At 50.1% G+C, this 22,761-nt stretch carries 18 protein-coding genes and 2 pseudogenes; 3 read left to right on the forward strand and 17 right to left on the reverse strand.

Features of this window, described 5'->3' with window-relative positions; translation table 11 throughout:
• Window positions 1-58: 58 nt before the first annotated feature.
• The 12 genes from KZ483_RS15090 to KZ483_RS15145 all read right to left on the reverse strand — a co-directional run bounded on the left by KZ483_RS15090 (window position 59) and on the right by KZ483_RS15145 (window position 13,116).
• Complete coding sequence (locus tag KZ483_RS15090; protein ID WP_220348238.1) at window positions 59-1,042, reverse strand: C40 family peptidase; 984 nt, start codon at window positions 1,040-1,042, stop codon at window positions 59-61.
• A gap of 334 nt (window positions 1,043-1,376) precedes the next feature.
• Window positions 1,377-2,015: a LiaF transmembrane domain-containing protein gene (locus KZ483_RS15095; protein WP_220348239.1), complete on the reverse strand. Its 639-nt coding sequence runs from the start codon at window positions 2,013-2,015 to the stop codon at window positions 1,377-1,379.
• The gene (locus KZ483_RS15100; protein ID WP_220348240.1) at window positions 2,012-3,100 is read right to left on the reverse strand and encodes a hypothetical protein; all 1,089 of its coding nucleotides are present in this window, start codon (window positions 3,098-3,100) and stop codon (window positions 2,012-2,014) included. Before KZ483_RS15100 ends, KZ483_RS15095 begins: the two co-directional genes overlap by 4 nt.
• The gene (locus tag KZ483_RS15105) at window positions 3,100-3,615 is read right to left on the reverse strand and encodes an anti-sigma factor family protein (protein WP_220348241.1); all 516 of its coding nucleotides are present in this window, start codon (window positions 3,613-3,615) and stop codon (window positions 3,100-3,102) included. Before KZ483_RS15105 ends, KZ483_RS15100 begins: the two co-directional genes overlap by 1 nt.
• Window positions 3,612-4,094 (reverse strand): RNA polymerase sigma factor, encoded by a 483-nt coding sequence (locus KZ483_RS15110; RefSeq protein WP_220348242.1) that lies wholly within the window; start codon window positions 4,092-4,094, stop codon window positions 3,612-3,614. The genes KZ483_RS15105 and KZ483_RS15110 overlap by 4 nt, the downstream gene beginning before the upstream one ends.
• A gap of 486 nt (window positions 4,095-4,580) precedes the next feature.
• A complete protein-coding gene (locus KZ483_RS15115) occupies window positions 4,581-6,206 on the reverse strand; it encodes a response regulator (RefSeq protein WP_220348243.1) in 1,626 nt (541 codons plus the stop codon).
• Window positions 6,203-8,014 carry a sensor histidine kinase gene (locus KZ483_RS15120; protein WP_220348244.1) on the reverse strand — a complete coding sequence of 604 codons (1,812 nt, stop codon included), beginning with the start codon at window positions 8,012-8,014 and terminating at the stop codon, window positions 6,203-6,205. Before KZ483_RS15120 ends, KZ483_RS15115 begins: the two co-directional genes overlap by 4 nt.
• A 39-nt stretch (window positions 8,015-8,053) precedes the next feature.
• On the reverse strand, window positions 8,054-8,896 hold the full coding sequence (locus KZ483_RS15125; protein ID WP_220348245.1) for a carbohydrate ABC transporter permease: 843 nt from the start codon (window positions 8,894-8,896) through the stop codon (window positions 8,054-8,056).
• A gap of 4 nt (window positions 8,897-8,900) precedes the next feature.
• On the reverse strand, window positions 8,901-9,785 hold the full coding sequence (locus KZ483_RS15130; protein WP_258881264.1) for a carbohydrate ABC transporter permease: 885 nt from the start codon (window positions 9,783-9,785) through the stop codon (window positions 8,901-8,903).
• Between the two features lie 77 nt (window positions 9,786-9,862).
• Window positions 9,863-11,206 (reverse strand): ABC transporter substrate-binding protein, encoded by a 1,344-nt coding sequence (locus KZ483_RS15135; RefSeq protein ID WP_220348249.1) that lies wholly within the window; start codon window positions 11,204-11,206, stop codon window positions 9,863-9,865.
• 171 nt (window positions 11,207-11,377) lie between these two features.
• Complete coding sequence (locus KZ483_RS15140; protein WP_220348251.1) at window positions 11,378-12,181, reverse strand: class I SAM-dependent methyltransferase; 804 nt, start codon at window positions 12,179-12,181, stop codon at window positions 11,378-11,380.
• Window positions 12,182-12,228: 47 nt separating this feature from the next.
• A complete protein-coding gene (locus tag KZ483_RS15145; protein ID WP_220348253.1) occupies window positions 12,229-13,116 on the reverse strand; it encodes a LysR family transcriptional regulator in 888 nt (295 codons plus the stop codon).
• A gap of 110 nt (window positions 13,117-13,226) precedes the next feature.
• On the opposite strand from KZ483_RS15145, the gene KZ483_RS15150 reads away from it, so the two are divergent.
• Complete coding sequence (locus KZ483_RS15150) at window positions 13,227-14,618, forward strand: MFS transporter (RefSeq protein WP_220348254.1); 1,392 nt, start codon at window positions 13,227-13,229, stop codon at window positions 14,616-14,618.
• Between the two features lie 130 nt (window positions 14,619-14,748).
• Here the strand turns inward: KZ483_RS15150 and KZ483_RS15155 are convergent, their stop codons facing one another.
• From KZ483_RS15155 to KZ483_RS15170, 4 genes and pseudogenes are all read right to left on the reverse strand, one after another.
• Window positions 14,749-16,089 (reverse strand): glycoside hydrolase family 68 protein, encoded by a 1,341-nt coding sequence (locus KZ483_RS15155; RefSeq protein ID WP_220348255.1) that lies wholly within the window; start codon window positions 16,087-16,089, stop codon window positions 14,749-14,751.
• Between the two features lie 327 nt (window positions 16,090-16,416).
• Window positions 16,417-16,509, reverse strand: a pseudogene (locus tag KZ483_RS15160) (MerR family DNA-binding transcriptional regulator); the annotation flags it as partial.
• 131 nt (window positions 16,510-16,640) lie between these two features.
• Window positions 16,641-17,504 (reverse strand): annotated as a pseudogene (locus KZ483_RS15165) (NAD(P)-dependent alcohol dehydrogenase); the annotation flags it as partial.
• 107 nt (window positions 17,505-17,611) lie between these two features.
• Window positions 17,612-19,693 carry a beta-galactosidase gene (locus KZ483_RS15170; protein ID WP_220348257.1) on the reverse strand — a complete coding sequence of 694 codons (2,082 nt, stop codon included), beginning with the start codon at window positions 19,691-19,693 and terminating at the stop codon, window positions 17,612-17,614.
• Between the two features lie 222 nt (window positions 19,694-19,915).
• On the opposite strand from KZ483_RS15170, the gene KZ483_RS15175 reads away from it, so the two are divergent.
• The gene (locus KZ483_RS15175) at window positions 19,916-20,521 is read left to right on the forward strand and encodes an AraC family ligand binding domain-containing protein (RefSeq protein WP_220348258.1); all 606 of its coding nucleotides are present in this window, start codon (window positions 19,916-19,918) and stop codon (window positions 20,519-20,521) included.
• Entirely contained in the window at window positions 20,518-20,673 is a 156-nt protein-coding gene (locus KZ483_RS15180) for a hypothetical protein (protein WP_258881265.1), read from the forward strand. The genes KZ483_RS15175 and KZ483_RS15180 overlap by 4 nt, the downstream gene beginning before the upstream one ends.
• Window positions 20,674-20,846: 173 nt before the next feature.
• Here the strand turns inward: KZ483_RS15180 and KZ483_RS15185 are convergent, their stop codons facing one another.
• Window positions 20,847-22,703: a S9 family peptidase gene (locus tag KZ483_RS15185; RefSeq protein WP_220348259.1), complete on the reverse strand. Its 1,857-nt coding sequence runs from the start codon at window positions 22,701-22,703 to the stop codon at window positions 20,847-20,849.
• Window positions 22,704-22,761: the final 58 nt, after the last annotated feature.

Consider the following 22,761-nt stretch of genomic DNA (forward strand, 5'->3'; position numbering starts at 1 on the left):
ACCAAAGTCTTTCCAGGCCTCGGGATCAGCCCTTTCGTTTACGAATCGTTATTGACGGTTAGAGTACTCGTTTGGCATACAAGAACATCCTCTGCCAATAAGCGGAATTGATGTCCGTGATCTGCACGCCGTCTTTGGGGGCTGGACATGAATGGAGCATCTTCCCGCCGCCCATATAGATGCCTACGTGACCGGGCGTCTCGTCGCTGTTGAAGCGGCCGGGTACGGTGAAGAACATTAAGTCGCCTTTCTGGAGTTGATCGCGAGAGACGGATTTGCCTTCTTGCGCTTGTTCGCGCGCCGTGCGCGGCAGCGAGACGCCGACTTTGTCGAACAAATACCGGACGAACGATGAGCAATCGAAGGTGCCCGTCTCGTCATAATTGCCCGTGCCGAACTCGTAACGGACGCCCAAATATTTACGCCCATCCTCAATGACCGTATCCGCATCGCCTGCCGAAGCGATCTTCAACATGCCGCCTCTGCCTGGCGAAACCTGTGCATCAGCGAACGGCATCACACCCCCTGTAGCCCGAGACTTTCCCGCTACCGCACGCTGCATGAACGAGATACTGCCGCCGCGCGATTGCATGGTCAACTCCGGGGCAAACAAGGACCTCAATGCCGAGACGGGAATGTACAACTGATTGCTCTCTTTGATCGCAGGCGCCGACATCTGAAGCTTCTTTCCCGCCTTGGTACCCGCGCTCTCGCCCGTACGAAATTTCCAGATCGGATCGTGCTCGCCAATGCCGTATGAACCGTCGCGCAGCCATACGCCATGATAATTGGCAGTTCGGGCTACGTCGCTTAAGGAGACGTACCCGGTATTGTGAATCGTTCTGACTGGCACTAAGCTAGTCTGCGAGCGATTCGGGTCGCGTGTCTCGTCGACCGAGCGTACATGTTCGGGCCTCGAATGTTTCTTCAAGTCGCGGGTAACGCCGGGGTTGTTGACGCAGGCGCTTATCCCCACAACCAGAATGACGGCGGGCAACCATGCCCGAGTACCTTGCTGGACAGGCTTAAGAAATTTACGCATCTGAAACTTTTCGCCTCCACTTGAGGGAATGGATATTCATCCCTTATGATGTTCCAGTAACCAATATTTATACAGAAACCGCCTCCTTGCGCGGGAGTGAGGCGCAAAAGGGTGCAGTAGAGCCGCATGCTTATAATCCAACTTTGCCATCCTCAATATTCTGGTAATTGCGTAATAAAGAAAGCCGTCATTTACACGGCAGTTAATGAGATCAAGTGCGCAAACGGCGAAAAGCGTGTTCGATAATGTCTAAAGTAAATAAAACAGCCGCGGTTATTCACCGCGGCTCCTGCTTACCCAACTTATTCCTAAACGACATGTATCTGCTCTAATGCTATCTACGCTCTACCTGCACATCCCGCGGAAGCACAACCGTAACATTCATCCACGGATAATAAGAATCGATCCCACTCTTTGACGGCAGCTGCTTGATCTGCACATACATCGTATCGCCGGTTGAGTGCAGAGAAACGATCTGGTTCTTGTCCAACGGAACCGGTTGTTCGCCCGCTTTAATCCGTTCACGGAATGTACCGAAAACCTGAACCGAACGGTCCGCTGATTTGTCGATTTTTATGTCTTGATTCGACGATTGCACAATAACCTTCCTCACGCCGTCACCCAACGCTTCCTTAACCGTTGGAAGGTCCTTCGTCGCTTCCGTTACCCTCAGCATCGAGCGAATTTCCTCCGTAGCCCCGATCGACGTTAATAAGGTGAACCCGAAGCACCCAAGGCAAATCACGCCGACGAAGAATAAGCTCAAGAAATCGTATTGAATCACGCTATTCTCTTTGCCGGAAAAAAACAAGTAGACGATGATTTCCAGTCCCAGAAGGACAAAAATAACCGGCCACCAAGCTATAAATGCATCAAACGCCTGCATTCCCTTCCACTGAGAGGCAAACAAAATGATCCCCAGTAAAATTAAAGATAACCCCATCGATAAAGTGCCTACCCGCCATTTTCTCATCTGCCTTCCCCCTTCCTCTTTTTGCTTCCAAACAGCAGACGAAGTCCGCCCCCGATCAATATGACGGATACGACAAAGGTTTGAAAATATTGGTGGAACAACGAGGAAACGTTTATCTTTGGAATCATCCGATCCAATACCCTAAGCAGCATCTCATCGGTCACGTGATACAGCCCCAGCACAAGAAGCACAATTCCCACCCACTTTTGGTTATGGACCAGCCATTCCACGAAAGGCACATCCTTCAGCTCCTCACGCCCTTGCTTGGAAATTTGCTGCAAAGCGTCGAAGAAGCTGTAGAACCATAGAATCGGTATGACAAACAGGAAGATCGACAGCCTCAGAACATCCATAATATAAATGGAGAACAGGAAGGCCGCCATCAGCTGAAGTCCCCGCTTTTGCAAGCCGAGGTACATGTGGCCGGCTCCTGGAACAATAGAAAGGAACATAGCGATCATTTTGCTCTTCTTCCCGTCGCTGCGGCTTTCCTGGAAGTCTTCGAAGAAAGTACGGTCCATCAACGCATCTCCGCGCTGCTTCCGGTTCAGCTGCTGAACACAGTCGGACATGGCGTACAGCCATATGATGGGCAGCACGAAGAGAAACGCGAGAAACTCACTTCTAGCGGTCGTTACGGCAATGAAAAACACCATGGCCAGCAATCCGAAAAAAGCGATTAAGAAAGACAGCCCCCGCTGCATCAATCCAAGATGAAAATGGCCGAGTCCCGGGATTATCGAAAGAAGGATCGTCGGAAACCGGTCGTTGTCAGCGCGCGGTGGCACTGGAGTCAATTCATCGACTGACGAAACGTTAGCGGCCGATGACGGTACTCGCCCTCTTACGAGATAAATGACCATATCGATCAAGTTAACGACTCCGATAAGAAAAGCGATAATGAGTAGTAAAACAATAAATTCTTCGTCGTGTCCCCCTGAGACAAGCAGTAAAAAGATCAGAGCGACAGGTCCAAAAAAACCGCACCCGTACATTACCGCACGCACAAACCGATTCAAATATAAGTGCCCCAAGCCGGGGATAAAAGACAGCAGCAGCGCCGTCATCGGATTTTTAGGCTGCATTAGCGGGTTCCCCCTTTTTCATGTTTAGGCTGGATTGAATCCAGCATGACGATGGTTTTTTCCATAATGATTTGAGATACGGACGACCGGATCTCCCCCTGCTCGGCCTCGGACGCTTCTATATTCGTCTCCGCTTTCCCAACCCGTTCCGCCAACGTCTGGAATGCGCCTGTTCCCATCAGCAGGAACGTAATGGCCGCCGCAACCGCATAATGAAACAGAGGATTCCTGGTATATGATTTTCCGGTTGATTTCTTGCCTGACGAATCCGGACTTAAGGAGAGCGGAGCGATTTCTGCAGACCCAATATGCTGCATTACCACCTCCGCCATATCGGCTTGAGCTTCTTTCGTAAGCGTTGGGAAGGAATCTTCGGCATTCAGTTCTAAGGACTGCATATACCGTGCAAGACAATGATCGCACGTGCCTAGATGGGTTTCATAAGCCTGCCGCTCCTCATTCGAGAGCTCCTGCCTGACATACCGGGTCCATTGTTCCAACGAATAATGACTCATCTCCATTCATCCTCCCTCCAATGCTTGCGAATCCACTGCTTGGCACGATACAGCTTCGATTCCACCGTTTTTAAGGTGACGCCCTGCTCTACGGCAATTTCCTGATAGCTCTTATCCTCAATATAAAAGGCAACCAGCACGTCACGATAATTGTCCGGTATCTCGTCCAGATACTCCCGAATACGCTGCCGTCTGTGCTTATACATCACTTCGTCCTCTACCGTTTTCGTCAGCTCCATCGGAAGAAGCAGCTCCGGTTCATCGCTCAGCTGCTCCCGCTTCCGTTCCCGCGATCTTTTGTAATCTATCGCTTTGTTAACGGTAATTCGCGTAATCCATGTTTTAAAGCCTTGATGCTGGTACTGAGGGAGAGAAGCATAGATTTTCAACAGCGCTTCCTGTGTTAAATCTTCAGCGTCGTTGGTCGAATGCAGTACCGAATAGGCAACTTGGTATAAATAGGTGTTGTATTTGTTCATAATTAAGCGAAATGATTGCACATCGCCGGCTAATATGCGTTCGATCCACTCTGTTTCCTCTGAAATGGTCCTCCCCCTCCTCTCCAAACTAATAGACGCATCTGCGTCGTTAAACTACTGCACCTGTACAACTTATTTTCTAAAAAAATTATATACTAAAAAAAGGAAAAGAGCTGCCAAATAGCAGCTCTGCCTTACCGGCGCGTTTTTTTCGCTTGTATATCAAAGAATCGCCCGGATCAGGACGATTCCGCATCACAATATCTCAGCATTAAGTTCGATCATAGGTCATCACCCAGCAAACGCCGTTTGAGCATTTTACGGTCGTGTTTATTCCGATTCATGAAGTAAGGGCTGGACATACTCAACATTCAAACCATCAGGTTGCTTTACAAACATAATCCAACTCCCTGGGAAGTAAAAGAATAATTAGAACAGATCTCATTTATGATTAAATATTTACACATTCCTAAGCTGCCGACCGGTTCATTCCATCAGATAGTCCGACGGGCTTTTACCGGAAATCATCTTGAACACCTGACTGAAGTAAGTCGGATTGTTGTATCCAACCATTTCGCTGACCTCATAGACCATGTAGCGGCCTGACTCGAGATATTGGATCGCTTTCCTGATCCGGTAGCGGTTCAAGTAGCTGACGAAGTTCTCTCCTGTTACCCGCTTGAACAGCTGGCTTAAATATTTCGGATGAACGTACAGCTCCTTCGCGATGGAAGCAAAGCTGATCTCCTCATTGTAATGGGCTTCCACATAGTTCTTGACGCTATCGATCAGACGATTGCCCTTTTTCGCCGACAGCTCCTGTCCGGCCGCTCGGAGCCACTCGCAGATCAAGCCGTCTATCCAGCCGGTTAACCCATCCAGTGTGTAATGCTGCTGAATATCTTTTAAAAATTGGGACATCGTATGCGGCGGCGATACCAGCGGGAAATGATCGTTCCAGAAATATAGCAGTGAGCTGAACAACCCGACGCAAACGGTCTGAACGTCGGCAATCGAGCTGCCCGACTCCTCCTGAAGCCGTGATCGGATTTGGGTCCATTTCTCAGCTGCCTTGCCGAGTTCCTTGCCGGCGAGCGCTTCCGTCCATTGCTTCAGTGTATAAGCGTAGTCGTCGATTGCCGCATGCATGCCGCCGTACTCCTCGTAAGGATACACCCTGCCCGTTCCCTGAAACTCCGCAGCCTCCAGAGCCTCCCGGCTTTCAAGATACGAATCGAGAAAATCGGAAAGTTCCCGCTTGACCGCACCAATGCCGGCGTTAGCTTCAATCTTGAGGTAATTGGTGATTTTGGCCATTGCTTTCCCGGAAAAGCTCTCGGCAAAACGCTGCATTCGGTCGTGTCCCTTATCCGATAACTCACACAGCAGTAGAACGAATAGCTGGTCCGAATATTCAAGGGCATAGCCCTGCAGCCCGGATACCGAACCGAGCTCTTCGAGAAGCGTCTCCCGAACGATATTCCCGGCACCGAATTTGAGCAGCTGCCAGTCTCTTTCTTTCAGCTTCGTCAGGAATGCGGGACGAACGATTTGCAGGCTGATGGCCAGGATCTCCCGGGGCTTCGGAATCTCCAAATACTCCAGCCGCTCGCCCGATATCTCACCCGGACGAAACCGCGTGGACAGCAGCTCAAGCAGGAATTTCTCCCGCAAATAAGGCAGCATCCGTCCGATTTCCAGCTTGTATCGCTCCTCCAGCTGCCGTTTCCGCTCGGACACATCGAGCTCCATCAGCAGTTGGCCGAGCACGGATTCGATCTCGTCGACACTGGCCGGCTTGAGCAGAAAATGATTGACGCCCCAGCGCATCGCCTGCCTTGCATTCTCGAATTCCTCGTAGCCGCTGAGGATGATGATCGGCAGGTCCGGATTTTCACGGCGAAGCGCTTGCGTTAGCTCAAGCCCGTTCATGCCGGGCATGTACACATCTGTCATCACAAGATCAGGCCGGAATTCCCGGTAAAAGGCCAGCGCGTCGCTGCCGTTCCCCGCCGTACCGGCAATGCGAAGATTCAGCTTATCCCAGCCGACATGCTGCGTAAGCGCCCTGATCGTATACGGTTCATCGTCAACAAGGAGAATCGATCTCATCTGTTCTCACCATCTAACCATTGTTTTAGCCTGTCCTCCGTACCGATTATGGGAAGCAGAATCGACGCCTCGGTCCCCCCGCCGTCCCTTCCTGTTATTCGTAGTCCGTACTGCGGACCGCAGTACAATTGTATCCGGCCAAGCACGTTCCGAGTGCCGATCCCTTCGCCGTTGCCCATCTCCCATCCCTCAGGAAGCCCTTTGCCGTTATCAGAGAGCTTAATCTGCAGCACGGGCCGCTTTCCCTCAACCTGCCATTCTCGGATTTCCAGCCGAATCTTCAAGGCTACTGCCGCCCCATCGTCCCTCCGACCGTGAATAATGGCATTTTCGATCAACGGCTGCAAAATAATCTTCGGAATAAAGCAGCTCTTCACCTCAGGATCCACCTGCTCGGTATATTCCAGAGGGAACCCGACTCGCTCGCGCTGGATATCGACGTAGCATTGTGCGTGCTCGAGCTCATCGCGCAGGCGGATGAACATCTTGCCTCCGCTCAGCCCGATTCGCAGCATACGGCTCAGCTTCATAATCATGGAACTGATATCCTGCGCGTTATAATCAATCGCCCGCCAATGGATCATATCAAGCGTATTGTACAGAAAATGGGGCTTGATCTGCGCTTCGAGCAGACTGGTCTGCGCTTCACGCTTCGCTTTGCTTTCCTTCCGGACGCTTTCCATCAGCTCTTTCAACCGCGAGACCATGAGGTTAAATCCGTGTGAGAGCTGGGCGTATTCCTCCGTGAATGTTATGGTCACACTGGCACCGAAATCCCCCCGCTCCAGCCTCTTCATCTCCAAAATCATACGGCGCAGCGGACGTATCATATTGCGGATGAAAAAGAAGGCCACACCCGCCGACAACAGCAGACTGACCGTTCCGATCCCAAGCACGTACCATTCCGCCTCGCGCATCCCGGAGAGCAGCGTGCCGGTCGGAATGATTTGTACAAGCCGCCACTCAACTGTGCTCGGTTTGGAGAACATCACGATGGACGTTCCGCTTCCCTGCTTGAGCAGTTCATAGCCGTCGCCTGATGTGAACGAGCGTTCCCGCAGCCATTTGGCGTCGACTGCCGATTCCGCCCCGGAATTTTCCGGCCCGTTCACCTTCAGGATGATTTTGCCAGCTGTATCCACGATCAGCGTTTGACCGTCAAGTACCATCGGAATATCGGCAAAGTTCCGAAGCACATCTTCGCGCGATAGCCGTACCAGCAGGTACCCGATCGTCTTACCTTTGCTGCTGAAGATCCGCTGGACATAGCCGATCAGGGACTCCCCCGAATCGTTGTCCGGCAGCGACACCCATACGGCATCTGCCTTTTCGATAGAGGCAAACCATTCTTTTCCGGCTATCAACTGCACGGGGAATACGGAATCCATCGAACTGTAGGGGACGCCGTTGAAGGCGTCGGAGTAAATTTCAATTGAGCTGATGCCTGAGCTGACGACCAGCATATGCTGCAGCTTTTCCGATATCTTCCGGCGGTTCAATACCATCTCGTATTTGCTGGCGGCCGGAGCTTCCAGCAAATCAGTGATGTTCTTGTCGCTCACAACGGAATAGGCGGTCCCGGTCACATACGGAATAAAATCAAACCCGCGCCTCGTGCTCTCATTGAGCAGTGCCAGACGGGCCCTGCTGATATCCGTGAACGTGACGGAAGAGAAGGACTGATAGGCAAGCCACACGATTCCGGCCAGAAACACCAGATTAAACGCGATAAAAACAGCCGCCATCAAGGTGGACAGCCTGCACCTTTGTAGAATCGCTTTACGGGTCACTGCTAACTTTTCGTTCATTCTGCGCTCATCCCATTTCGGCCGGTTCTTGTATCCAGCTTAGCCTTTAAGGCCGGACGTAGCAATCCCTTGTACGAAATACTTCTGGCACACGATAAAAATGATAAAGCATGGCAGCAGCGACAATACGGACATCGCGAACATCGGCCCCCAATCGGACTGCGAGCTCGAATCCAGAAACAGGCGAAGCCCGAGCGGCACCGTATATTTCGTCGCATCGCTCAAATAGATAAGCTGGCTGAAAAAGTCGTCCCACGTCCATAGAAACGTGAAGATCGCAGTCGTTATAAGGGCTGGTAAGGCCAAAGGCATGATAAGCCGCCAATAAATCTGCAGCGGACCGCACCCGTCTATGGTGGCAGCTTCGTCCAGCTCTCTGGGCAGGCCCCTGATAAACTGAATGGTCAGGAAGATGAAGAACGCGTCGGTCCCCAGCCATTTCGGAACGATGAGCGGCGCGAGCGAGTTAACCCAGTCCAGCTTGTTAAACAGAATATACTGCGGAATAAGGGTCACATGGTGCGGCAGCATAATCGTCGCCAGCATAATGCCGAAGCACAGCTTCTTGTACCGGAAGTTCAGCCTGGCGAACGCATAAGCGGCCATGGAGCAGGTCACCACATTCCCGGCTACCGCGCCCAGTGACAAAATCATGGAATTGAGCAGAAACTTTGAGAATGGGTTTCCCTGTACGCCGCGCCAGCCGTTGGCATAATTTTCCCAGTGCCACTGCTTCGGCCAGAACCACGTTTCCGAGAAAATCATATTCGCCGGCTTGAAGGAGCTCCCCAGCATCCACAGCACGGGGTACAGCATGACGAACGCGACCGCAATGATGAGCAGATGTCTCACGATCGCCGGTCTTTCTGCGGAACGTATCATTATTCTAATTCCCCCCGTCCTCGTAATGAACCCACATTCTCCCTGACCGGAATACCGCAAGTGTAAACAATCCGATTATCAGCACCAGCACCCAGGCCATAGCCGAAGCATAACCCATCTGGAAGAAAGAGAAGCCCTTCTTGTACAGGTACAAGGAATACATGAGCGTCGAATTGATCGGTCCCCCCGTACCGTTGCTGATAATAAACGCCTGAGTGAACGATTGAAACGAGGTGATGATCTGCATGACCAGGTTAAAGAAAATGACCGGTGAAAGCACCGGCAGCGTGATGTTAAAGAATCGGCGGACCATTCCGGCCCCGTCAACGGATGAAGCCTCGTAATATTCCTGGGGAATCTGCTTCAAGCCGGCGAGAAAAATTATCATCGACGAACCGAACTGCCAGATGGACAGCAGTACGATGGAATAAAGCGCATACTTCGGATTCGATACCCAGTCTGGGGCATGAATGCCGATCATAAGCAGCAGTTGATTGAGCAAACCGTCTCCTCCAAGCATCTTGCGCCACAGCATCGCGATGGCGACGCTTCCGCCGAGCAGCGATGGAATATAGTAGATCGTTCGGTAAATACCGAGACCCTTGATGCCTTTATTGAGAAGCAGAGCAACGGCAAGCGCGAAAACAAGCTTGAGCGGGACAGACACGAACACGTATGTGAACGTGACCTTGAGCGAGGTGTAAAAGAGCTTATCTTCGGTTAGCATCGTCTTATAGTTGTCCAATCCGACCCAGGTAGGCGGTGCAAGTATGCTGTAATTTGTAAAAGAAAAATAAAGCGATGCCAGCATCGGGCCTAGAGTAAGCAGCAGAAGCCCTGCGAACCAGGGGGTGAGAAACAGCATCGCTGCGCCGTTATGTCGTTTCATGGCGTTTCCCTCCATTCCAGCAGGAACGCGGCAGCCACGTTCGTCTTGAAGCTGCGTGGCCGCCGCCGGCTGCGTCTTTATTTGGACTTATTCAATATGTCGTTCGAATCTTGAATGAAACCTGGAACGATTTGTTCCGCCGTGCTTTGGCCGAAAGCAATCTGCTCGCTGGCACTCTTGAAGTTTTTGTCGATTTCGGCATAGCCTTGCGGATAGGGCGGACTGATCGGACTGGAGTGCTTGGATACCGTGTCGATAAAGTCGTAAATCGTTCGCTCCGTCTTCGTAACCGTCTCTTTAAGCTGATCCCGGATATCCGAGTTGACCGGGATGCCGCGTTCAGAACCGAGAATTTTCGCGGCTTCGGGATCGTTGACCAGGAAGTCGATCAGCATCGCCACTTCCTTCGGATGAGCCGTCTTCGCGTAGCCGGAAATGAACATGGACGGCTTCAAATATTCGCCGATTTTCTTCTCGCCTGCCCCATGCGGAATGACCTGCATTTTGAGCTCGTCGCTCTGGTTTTTCATCAGCTGCTGGAAAGCAACCACCTGGTTGGACCAAGCGAATTCCATCGCAGCCGTTCCGAGAGTAATCGGCCTCGTTTCCAAGGCGTTTGTCAATGATGCGGTAACCTCTGCAGGCGTAACCACTCCGGACTTGCGCAAATCACCCCAGTACTTGAACCATCCGAGGAAATCGTCCTTCGTCGCCCCGACCTGGCCATTGTTGAACAGGGCGCCTCCGTTCTGCCTGGCCCATATTTCAAACATGTTGGTGGTCCCGGATATGTCCGGCGAACCGTAATAGCCTTTACCTTTTGCTTTGGCAATCTTAGCCGAGATCTCCTTGAAATCGTCCCAAGTCCAGCTCTCCTTCGGCTCCTCGATGCCGAGCTCGCGGAATACGGCCGTGTTGTAGATGACGCCGGGAGCGTTCACCCCCAAAGTGATCGCATACAGCTTGCCGTCGATGGAACCGGCCTGCAGCATGCTCTTGTCGTGTTTATCCGTTTTTATTTCGCCGCTCTGCGAATATGGGGTTAAATCGAGCAGTGCGCCCCGCTTCGCGTAGTCCGCCAGAAAAGCGTAGTCCATCTGAATGAGATCGGGCGCGTTAGCACCCGCCACCTGGGTCGACAATTTATCGAAATAGCCGTCCCAACCGGAATATTCGGGGTTGATCGTAATGTTTGGATGCTTCTCTTCGAACAGCTTGAGCGCTTTCATGGTGAGATCATGCCGCGTTTGCGATCCCCACCAGGTCATGCGCAGCTCGATCTTCTGGCCATCGCCGGTCTTCGTTTCACCTGTTGATGATGCCCCCTGCGTTCCCTGACCGCCGTCCTTGCTGCCGGAAGCACACGCAGATAATGCAAGCATCAATGATAAACCCAGAAATGGAAGTACTTTTTTTCTCATGAGGCCCCTCCTTGCCTTGCTGATTTTGTAAGTGCTTTCATTTTATATTGTAGCTCTTTCGAATCATTCGGGAAATGAACAAAAGTAAGCAGAAGCTTCAGAAAAGTAATATTGGCAGAAAAAAGAAAAAGCTCGATCGGAGCTTTTTCGCTTAGTAAATCACTTCGTTTGTCAGCCTATTCGGCGGGCGACATGGAGAACAGCGCCCCAGTGGCGGCAAACCGACTTTTCCGGTCGTTTATTAAGGCAAACTCGGATCTCGCCAAAGAGCTTATCGCGTTTCCATGCCTCCATAAGTATGTGTCCGGAGAAGGTTTCGAGGAGTTTAATATACTCTTCGACATGATAAATACGCTCCCAATCGAAGTGTCGTATGTGAATAATCTCAAACAGGCCGCTTTTCTCAATTTCATCTCTCTGCTCTTGCAGTTCATTTGGTCGCGTCCAATCGGTGTCTCCCGGTTTATCCTCTCCGATCTCCTTGTAGATGGGTTGAATTTCACGGAAGAATGGGTCTCCACCGTCTGGAAAAACGTGATCTGCGTTCCAAAATGCCAGGTGACCGCCGGGACGAAGGGCTTCCCATGCCTTGATGTACCGAACTTCAGGATCAACCCAGTTCCAAGCGGTTGCGGCGAATACCAAATCAAAACTTTTCCCCGCCTCAGGTTGCCAGTCCTCGAACCCCCCCGTGATAATGTCAGCGTCCATTCCGACAAGGTTTTGACGGGCGACTGCAGCAAGCTCAGCGCCAAGTTCAACGCACGTGATCGTAAATCCACGCTTGGCTAACGGGAGAGTGGCCTTTCCGGTAGCACAGCCAACTTCCAGCAAACGATCACCAGGATTCAAATTTGCCGCCCGGATCAAATCATCGAACAATTCTTCCGGGTAATCCGGACGAACCTGCTGATATAGGCTCGCGGCTTGTTCAAATGAGCTTCGCAATATTTTATAATCGCTCTTCGAGTTCATAATTTGCCCTCCTTATACGTGGCTCTACCGCTCTGCTTTACTATGGTTTACTCTTCCTCTTTGGAAATCGCCCCAAAATATTCTACAACTACCTCGCGGAATTCCATAGCAGCTCGCGAAATGTACCGGCTCCTATGCCATAGTAAAGCGATCTCCCGTATTAATTCGTGATTCTCTACTTGGAGATATTTGATATGCTGCCGTGAATCCCTTGCCGTGCTTGGTATGAAGGCTATTCCAATCTCAGCTTCTACAAGAGCACTTAGCCTTGCAGGCTCATCACCCTCATACACATACCTAGGTGCAAATCCAGCCGAATGGCATAAAGAGTCAACGAAATCGCGAGCACCATAGCCATTCTTTACACCGACAAACGATTCATCCCGTAATTCTGTCAAGGATACGCTGCTTCGGTCTGCCAGCCGATGCGCCTTTGGCACAGCCACAACGATTGGGTCGATGAATACGATTTGACATTCAATGTCATCCCCTTCAATAGGAGGTGATGACAAGCAGAAATCGACCTCTCCTCTATGAAGAAGCGTAACCATTTCCGGCATGGTCAGCATTTGCACATGAAACTGGATATATGGCCGCTTTTTTCGAAACTCGCGAAGAATATTTGGTAACGTACTTGCGGTGTTCACCGCCAAGTTGAGTGTGCCATGCTCCGGGCTGGATAAATCGCTAATCTCCTGCTTCCCCTGTTCCAACTCGAACAAAGCCTTTTCCGCACGGCGAAGGAATCTGCTTCCGTACTCATTCAATCGCAGCTTTCTCCCTATTCGATCGAATAGAGGAACCCCTAAATCTTCTTCCAACCGTTGAATCGTTCTGCTTAACGACGATTGAGTAACGTGCAGACTTCGTGCAGCTTCGGTCACATGCTCCAGACGAGCTACCGCAAGAAAATATTGCAGTTGAAGAAGTTCCATTTTGCACCCCCCTCATTCCCTCAAATCAATGAAATTATAACACAAAATGCGTTTGAATAAATAATCGTTTTCAAGTACGATGACATTAATACGCTTTGGGGGGACTAAAAATGAGTGTGCGCAGCTGGTGGTTGATGATTTCCGTTGGCCTTGGGATACTGTTGAACCCGTTAAATTCTTCTATGATTTCCGTTGCTATTCCAAGGCTGCAAAATGTATTCCAACTTGACTTTACAGTTGTTTCTTGGATTATTTTTTCTTTCTATATTGCAAGCAGCGTCGCTCAACCCGTGATGGGACGGGCCAGCGATTTATTTGGCCGCAGGAGGATATTTCTTACCGGTCTTGTTGTAGCCTTCGTTGCATCATTATTAGCTCCATTATCGCCAAACTTTGCCTGGCTCATCGTGCTTCGCATTGTACAATCAATCGGAACGAGCATGATGGTTGCGGTTGGAATGGCCATTGTGCGAATTCATATTACGGAGAAACAAGCGACTGCGCTGTCTGTTTTGTCTATATTCCTATCCGGAGCGGCAGCAATTGGCCCTTTTATCGGCGGGGTCTTGATTCACTGGTGGGGCTGGCCATCCATGTTTTTTGTCAACATTCCGTTCGTATTGGCAAGCTTTCTATTAGCCTGGAGGAATATCCCTAAGGACGAACCAGCGACTTTCGTCGCACAGAAAAAGTCCTTTCGTGAGTGGTTTGTTTTGATTGATGCGTCAGGAATCCTTCTCTTCACACTCGGTCTTGTTGCCCTGCTCGTTGGGTTACTATCGGCAAAATCATCCGGGCATGTCATCATCGGACTGATAGGCGTCATTCTACTCGCGGCTTTCACAGCGCATGAGTTAAAAGCGGCGTCTCCCTTTATTCCTTTGCGCACATTCGCCGAAAATCCTGCGATGACTTGGGTCAATGTCGAATTCATACTCGTTAACGTACTTTTTTACTCGCTCTTTTTCGGGCTTCCGTCGTATTTGCAAATTGTACGCCATGTCAACGAATTCGATACAGGAATTCTCATGCTAAGCCTCGGCTTCTGCTCACTCGTTGTTTCTCCAATAGCAGGACGGTGGATAGATAAATCGGGACCAAGGCCGGCATTGCTGGTATCAGGAATACTGATGACGCTCGGGTCTGTATGGATCGTGACATTGAATCAATCTTCACCGGTGATCAGTGTGTGTCTGGCTTTAGCAGCATTCGGTATAAGCAGTGGGCTCAACAATGTCGGGATGCAAGCGGCCCTGTTCAAAAGTTCTCCAAAAGAAATGATCGGTATTGCATCCGGGTTATTTAACACATCAAGATACCTGGGAACCATTCTCTCTTCATTGTTGATAGGCATCGTGATGGGAGGTAGCTTCAGCTTCGGGGGATTTCGAGTGCTTGGGATGATCCTCTTAGTAATTGCTTTGTCCTTGGTATTCATGAGTTGGCGGCGCCGGGAGTCACTGCAATTGGAAGAGTCGCAGGTTCACCAAGTTAAAATGTGATGAATATGGCGACGGAGGGAATTACTTCAAGGGTATGAGATAATAAACAGAAAAGCCGCTGTTCAGCAGCTTTTCTGCGAAAATGTTCTTGCCAAATTGACAACTTATAATGAATAAGGGCAGATCCGTTTTACTTAAATACACCCTGCTGCTTATCCCCAAGCAAGCTTGTTTGATCCCGGGTGATCGACAGCTTGAGCGAAGGAGCCAGCATGCCGCCGAAATGTTCAATCTGATACTCGGGCGATTGCTCGCCGACTTCATGAATATTTTTCCCATCGACGTCGACATAGTCCACATAGCTGATTACTGTACCGTTAGACATTACCATCCAGGAATAGCTTTGATATGGATTGTCGTCCGGATTAGCGATCACAAGCCCACTCCCGTTAAGCGGTTGGTACTCTGCTGTCAATGAGTCGGATACAAAGCCGTATAATCCCTCAGGTGCATTCAACCCTTGCGCGAATTTATTTCCGTGCGTTTTAAGGAACAAATAATACTGATTGCCTTTCACCATCACGTTAGGACGTTCCAACTCTTCATTGACGCAATTCGCTTCCAGCAGCGGTGGGAGCAGCTTGAATTCCGTGAGACTGCCGCTTGTTGCCTTAGCGATTCCGATGCTTCCGTTATAAAACTTTGCTTCAGGCGGTGTCGTACGCATCGCATCCGCGGACCCGGCGTGTTCCATCAAGCACGCGCGCTGCTCGAGCTTTCCACTGGAGTTTGCGCTGAAAAGCAGGTATCCCTCGCCACTCTTTGGGTCCAGGAAGTAGTAAGGATCGCGGAATGCATACGATTGGTCACCTTGTGCAGCCTGTTCTTCTGTTTGATAGTAGGTTCCGTCGGCTTCGAGTATGATTTTATGCTCCGACCAGTTGGTAAACGAAACCGACCGGTTTGTCGTCACAACGTCCGCGTCGACAGTGGCGATCTTTTGTCCGTAAGAGAGCTGCGCTTCGCCTTTTCGTCCGGTTGCGGTATAGAACATATGAACTCGGCCTCTTTTGTCGATGACGAATGAGCCTGCCCACTGTCTTGAGCCGAACGATTTGCCTTCTTCGAATACGAGCCCGCCAAGAACCCAGCTCTTTCCGTCGTTCGAGTGAAAGTACCTTATTTGAGCCGAATCATGGCGCTTTCCAGGGATCGACCCTTTCGGCACGGACAGCGCAAAAATGATTTTATGACCGTTTACAATCGCCGGATGACCGTTCATCTCCTGCAGTGGCCACGTATCCCATATGATGAAATCCTTCGAGATGGCCTGAAGCTCATTCTTATCGAACTTCGGAGCAATATTACTTGCATCAGGTTTGATTTGGGCTGCCGCTTCTCTTGTCCAATTCGTCGCTGCCGACGAGCCTTGGGCATTTAACACCGAAACGTCTGCATGAGATAAAATGACGGATGCTCCGACAATTGCCGCTAACACAGGCTGAATGAATTTCTTTACCTTCCACTTCACACACATTTCTCCCTTTCTTATTTCGAATTGAAAACGATTGTAAACAACGGCTCATTGCATTGAAACCTCTGTACCGTTCGCCCCCTCTTTTCTCTCAGAACAACAAAAAAGACCCAAAATGAGCGGGAGGAGACCATTGCGGTCACTTTCGCATCATTTCGGGTCTTGCCTGAGATTTCAGTCACAATCCCAATATTTGATTGTTTTTACAATGTTCATTTTACCCCCGCCTACTCGGCATTTCAATAGGACTTAAGTCACATGGATGTGGCTTGCCCGTCATTGGCTTAAGACAAGAATGTTAATGTCGCTACATGTCGTCGTTTTCCGGTTAACACGAGGAATCAATCCGATGCGTTCATAATAGCGGAGCGTATCATGTGAAACAATAAATTTTTCACTTACTTCAGCAATCATCATGCGGGTTCACCTCCTATATCGATATTTTTATGCGAAATTGGAGTTAACTCCAAAAGATGGGTCAGCCAATTGAATTGGCTAACCCATCCTTCATCAAAGCCGGTCGAAGATAATAGAAAGCACCTTACAAGTTACAAGGTAGAGATGTCAATAACGAATCGGTAACGCACATCACTGCGAAGAACGCGCTCGTACGCCTCGTCCACTTGATCGGCACGAATAACCTCAATTTAAGGCGCAATATCGTGTTGAGCGGAGAAATCGAGCATCTCTTGAGTCTCCTGAATTCCACCAACGAGCGAGCCGGCAATGCTGCGGCGGCCCATAAGTAATGAGAATACATTGTACTTGTCCGGTTCGGATGGAGCGCCGACATTAACAAGTGTTCCATCTACGCGAAGCATGGATAAATAAGCATCAACATTAAGATTTGCAGATACTGTGTTTAAGATAAGGTCAAAACGGCCAGCCAACTCGGTGAATGTAGCGGGATCGCCGGTTGCAAAGTAATGATCGGCGCCGAAACTCACGGCTTCACTCTTCTTATTCATAGACTGACTCAAGACAGTCACTTCAGCACCAAGGGCATGAGCATATTGGACCGCAAGATGGCCAAGCCCCCCCATCCCTACAATGGCAACCCTCTTACCAGGGCCCGCGTTCCATTTTTTCAAAGGAGAGTACGTGGTGATGCCTGCACACAACAGCGGGCTTGCAACATCCAAATCCAGGCTGTCTGGAATACGGACAACGAACTTTTCCGTGACAACAATTTTTTGGCTATATCCACCGTATGTTAGATTACCATCGTAGTCTAATGAATTATAGGATAGAATAACGCCTTTCGAACAATATTGCTCCTCACCGCGAAGACAGTATTCGCATTCTCCACAGGAGTCGACAAAGCAACCAACGCCGACGCGATCACCAACAGCAAATTTAGCAACTTCTATTCCTACTGCCGTTACGACTCCAGTCATTTCGTGGCCAGGAACAGAAGTGTCGTTAAAAAAGAAAAAAGCCGCAACCGCGCGGCTTCTCATCATATTTGTCTGCACTTGTTAGCTGCCCGAAAGATTAATAAACTACAATTTAGTATTAGTCAGCTCAGCATCAGCACGCCGTACGGCTCCAGCTTAACGTCTCCCGCCAAGGAGTTGCCGCTGAGCAAATCGACTGCGTTACGCTGTAAATGCAGAGTTACCGGATGTCCCGAATAGTTGAGCGCAAAAATAAAAGCTTCGCCGGTAACCGGGTGGCGCCTAAGAGCGAGCTCCACCTCGGCGGGCGCATGAACGACGTCCTCCGCCGTTTTCCTCAACCCAAGCTCCGGCAAAAGCTTGCGCACGACCGCTTCGCTGTAAGCGGCGCCGTAATAGTAAACACGGCCTTGGCCCAGCTCGTTGACGGTCAAGGCAGGCTTTCCCGCGTAATAGTCGGAGGCATACTCGGCAACCACCTTCACGCTATCCGCCTCGACCATCAGAATATCGTTAAAGCCTTCGGCAGTGAGTGCAGCGGCTGCGAAGTTTTCATCAACGCCGCCTTCTTCGCCAAGAAAGCGCAGCGCCGGCGCCTGAACGGTTCCATTAATAATCGTGAAATCCTCGACCATAATGCCGCACAGGGAAGCGGCAAGACCCGGAAACGGCATCATCCGGCAATGTCCGTGCTCGTTTTTGTAACCGGTGCGGGCTCCGAACAACACGATGCCTCCGGCTTCAACATAGGAACGAAGCAGCATTTCCGCGGCCTCCGTCATAATTGCCGGATGCGGATATACCAGCACCCGATAACGCTGCAACTCGGAAAGCGGCGTATGACTCGTTAACGTTAACCTGTCGGCGGCAATATGTTCCCGCTGAAGTGTTTTGAACCAGGCGTTCGTGCTTTGTGCGGCAAGGGGACCGTACCATACGTCGAGCTCCCCGTCCCAGCTGTTATCATAGTCATTTAAGATAGCAATGCTCGCTTCGTAGCGGCTTTGCGCCAGCCTTCCGCCAACCCTTGCCAGCTCTTCGCCGACGCGTGCGGCTTCGAGCACTCTGCGGTTCGGCCGGTTATGATAGTCGTTGATGCCATGCCAGTAAATTTCGGTGCCCACCGTGGCCGTGCGCCAGCGGAAATAAAGGAGCATGTCGGCGCCATGAGCAATCGATTGATACGTCCATAGACGCATTTGGCCGGGCCTCGGCGAACCCATTGTGAACCGGTTAGCCCATCCTCCAGGACCGGATTGCTGCTCCATTACGCAAAAATTCGGGGAGATCGAGCGTACCCCGCTCAAACTCAAGCTCCACATTCGGTCCAGCAGAGGTTCGGGACCGGCATCCGGGTGGATCGATGCGAACTGCGGATACGAATCATAGGAGAAGAAATCCAGAAGCTCCTCCGTAAGCCGATGATTGTCGAGGTGGCCGAACATACCGTTGGTCGTAATCCAGTGCCGCGAACCTGCTACTTCTCTCAGAATATCGGCTTGAATGCGGGCGAACTCGATCGCGCTGTCCGAGATGAACCGCTTCTCGTCCAGAGCCTGATGCGGATTCGGGGAGTTTGCAGGCGTCGGCCTCGTTAGATGCACCTGGTCCCACGCCGTATACGTTTGACTCCAGAATACGGTTCCCCACGCACGATTGAGTGCATCAAGGGAGTCGTATTTGCGCTGCAGCCATTCGCGGAATGCATCGTGATCGGCATCCGAATAAAACACATCAATCTCGCAGTTCAGCTCATTGTCGATTTGCCAGCCGACTACCGCCGGGTGGTCCTTGAAATGCTCGGCCATCTTCCTGGTGATCCGCGCGCAAAGCTGCCGATAGACGCGGCTGTTGTAGTTGTAATGCCGCCTCATACCGTGCCGGTATAGGATACCTTCCTTCGAAACGTTCAGTACTTCCGGGTACCGATGTGTAAGCCAAGCCGGAGGTGTAGCCGTAGGTGTGCCCAGAATGACTTTTAGGCCATGGCGGTGAGCGGAATCAAGCGCCCGGTCGAACAAATCGAACCGGAAGACTCCCTCCTCCGGTTCCATGATGGCCCAGGCGAATTCCGCAACGCGGATGATTGAGAAGCCGAGCTCCCGCATGCGGCGGTAATCTTCCTCCCACAACTTCTCCTCCCAATGCTCAGGATAATAGCACACTCCAAGCGAGAAAGCCTCTTCTTTTAACGATTTTGCCACTCCGCACCCTCCTGACAATATTGGTTATAAAATATTGCGAATTACGTCCTCTGGTATTTCATTTTATCGTAAATAAATATAGAGTAAATAATGGGATCTTGCGATTAATATCAAAATATTGCGAATGTGATGAACTCATTTCAACTGGAGGAGAGACATCGTGAGGGAGCATATTTATCTGCCGCAGCCCAGCTATTTGCATTATGTCTGCTATCCAGAATCATGCGGCCGCTATTATCTCGATCCCGAGCACCGCGAACGAGACCGGCGGGTTTCTTAAGGGAATACAATCTGCATCTCATCATATCGGGCAAAGGATATGTGATGGCCGGTGGAGAGCGGCAGGAATTGCCGGCTGGCTCGGGGTTTCTGTACGGACCTGGCGAGAGCCAGGATTACGGATCGGACCCGAACGATCCTTGGAATGTACGGTGGGTTCATTTTACCGGTAATTGGATCGAGCCGCTACTGGGCGGCAAAGGTCTCGGTGAGGTATGGCTGTTTACTCTTGCGCAGCAGCGCAGCCGGGTCGAACAGGCACTGGAGAACTTAACTCGGTTATCCGCTGCATTCGAGAGTGCGAACGAACCAGCCATATCAGCGGCACTGTACGAGGCGCTAGCCGCACTCCTGCATGATGCCGGACGCCAACGCCGGCTGAAGGGAAGCGGCACCCGCGAGAAAATGTTCGAAGCTGCCGACTATATCCGAAGGGGCTGTTCAGGGAAGCTCAATTTGACATCGATTGCGGATAAAGCCGGTTACAGTCCGCACATTTTACCCGTATTTTTCGAGATGCCGTTGGAAAGTCACCGACGCATTACTTGACGGAAGGCCGAATCTTGCTGGCCAAGAACCTGCTGGTATCTACTCCGCTTGCCATTAAGCAGATCGCGTATGAGACGGGCTTCAGCCAAAGCAGTTACTTTAATCAGTCAGTTTCATCGTATGACTGGCATGACGCCTCAGCAGTTCCGTGATATGTACGGATAAACCTTCCATTATCTTGTAGAGTTTCGATGCGTCTTCAAGTCGGTTCTACCTCTGCTGCTCAGCCTCGTTAGCCCCGGTTATTCACATGACGAAAAAGAGCCGGCCCCGCACACGGTGTAAATGCGTGTGGAGTCGGCTCTTTCCTATTGCCCGGATCCGATTAGACCGTTTCTTGTTTCAAATACTTATCCAAAAATACCAGGATCGAACGATCCCCTTTCAATCGATTTTCTTTCTTGGAAAAACCATGACCTTCATCATCAAAAACGATATATTCTACTGGAGTCCCGTTTTTGCCGACCGCTTCTACAATTTCGTCCGATTCCACTTTAAGAACTCTCGGGTCATTCGCTCCCTGTAATACGAGCAGCGGTTTCACTATGTTGCCTGCATGAAACAGCGGTGAAATGCTGCGCACGTACGCTTCATCCGTATACGGGTTTCCGATTTTCCTATAAAGCGCATCGCGAAAGGCTTCCCACCACGAAGGGATGTTCTTGAGCGTACGAATCCAGTTTGAAATGCCGAAAATATTAACGCCAACGGTAAATTCATCGGGTTTAAAAGCCAGTGCCGCCAGTACCATGTATCCGCCATAGCTTCCGCCAAGAATACCGATCTTTTTCTCATCGATATAACCCGTGGAAATCAGAAATTTTTTCGCCTCAACGCAGTCCGCCAAATCGACATCTCCATGCTTCAAATCCGCCTTTTTAAAGAAAGTTTTTCCATAGCCGGAGCTGCCTCTGTTATTCACGGCAATTACGGCATAGCCATGGTTGACAATGTACTGAATCAATGGGTCGTAACCCAGTCTCGATTGACCGCCCGGGCCGCCGTGTACCCATACCAGCGCAGGGATTTTTTCGTCATCGCGAATATTTTGCGGTCTATAATAGATCGCCGGAATATCCAGGCCGTCAAATGACGGGTACCGCACGACAACACCTTCCGCCAAATCGGAGGAATCGATAGCGGGATTTAACGTATCGGTCAGTTTATTAATGGTTTTCGTTTCCATATCATAAACATATAAATTGTTGGGAGAAGTGGAATCGTTCAACATGAAACAGAATCGTTTTTCACTCCTGGATATGTTGATACCGTTGATTTGTCCGTTCGGCAGCTGCGATAACGACAGAGGTTCGTCATTTTCGGTATCGATGACGGATACTCTTGTTTTCGCGTCCTCGTTGATGCCTAGTACCATGTACTTGTTGGAGTGCGATAAAGAAGCGTACATGATGTCCCAGTTTTCCTTAAAGACAATTTCGGTGCTGCCTGTTTGAAAATCAATTTTCTTTAAGTATAGAAATTCATGGTCCTCATCGGTCAAAAAATATAAGCTTCCCGAATCGCTGTCAAACGTCTGAGGAAAATGATTGACTTCCCCCAGATGAGGACTGATCCATTTCATCTCTCCGGAAATCTGGTCGAATACATACATATTTGAATCATTTGTTGTCAATGTTTTTATAAAGGCCATAAATCTTTTGTCTTTTGAGATACAGCAAAATTGATAGCCTTCCTTATTTTCATAAAGCAGACTGGACGTAAACGTTTCAATATCCATCTCGTAGATGTCCATGAACTTGGAGTCTCTCTTATTGGATCCGTAAAAAAAGCTCTTTTCGTCGTCGCTCCATCCGTAAAATACGGCCTTCTCGTTCTCGCCGGGCGTCAAATCCCGGCTATTACCCGCCTCATCGTAAACGTAAATATGATTGAGTTCATTACCGCCCCGGTTGCTGGTATAAAGAATACGATAATCACCTGGAAAAAAGGAGATGCCATATATCGGATCATCTGTGGATCGTGTAATTTGCCTCGCAAGGCCGTCTTTAACCGACATGATGTAGGCATTGTAAACACCTGTTTTGTCGCTTGAATACAAAATAGATTCGTCATCAAACGAAATCGACGGACTAACAATGCTCTCGGTATTGACAAAATCCTCTATTGAATAACGTTTGATCGGCTTGCTCTTCGAAGGAATGGATGTAATATGATTCTCCACTTTGTTTTCCCCTCTCAAATGGAATATCAATACTTATTCGATAATAGGCATATATTTC

This window comes from Paenibacillus sp. sptzw28 (genome assembly GCF_019550795.1).
Lineage (GTDB): Bacteria > Bacillota > Bacilli > Paenibacillales > Paenibacillaceae > Paenibacillus_Z.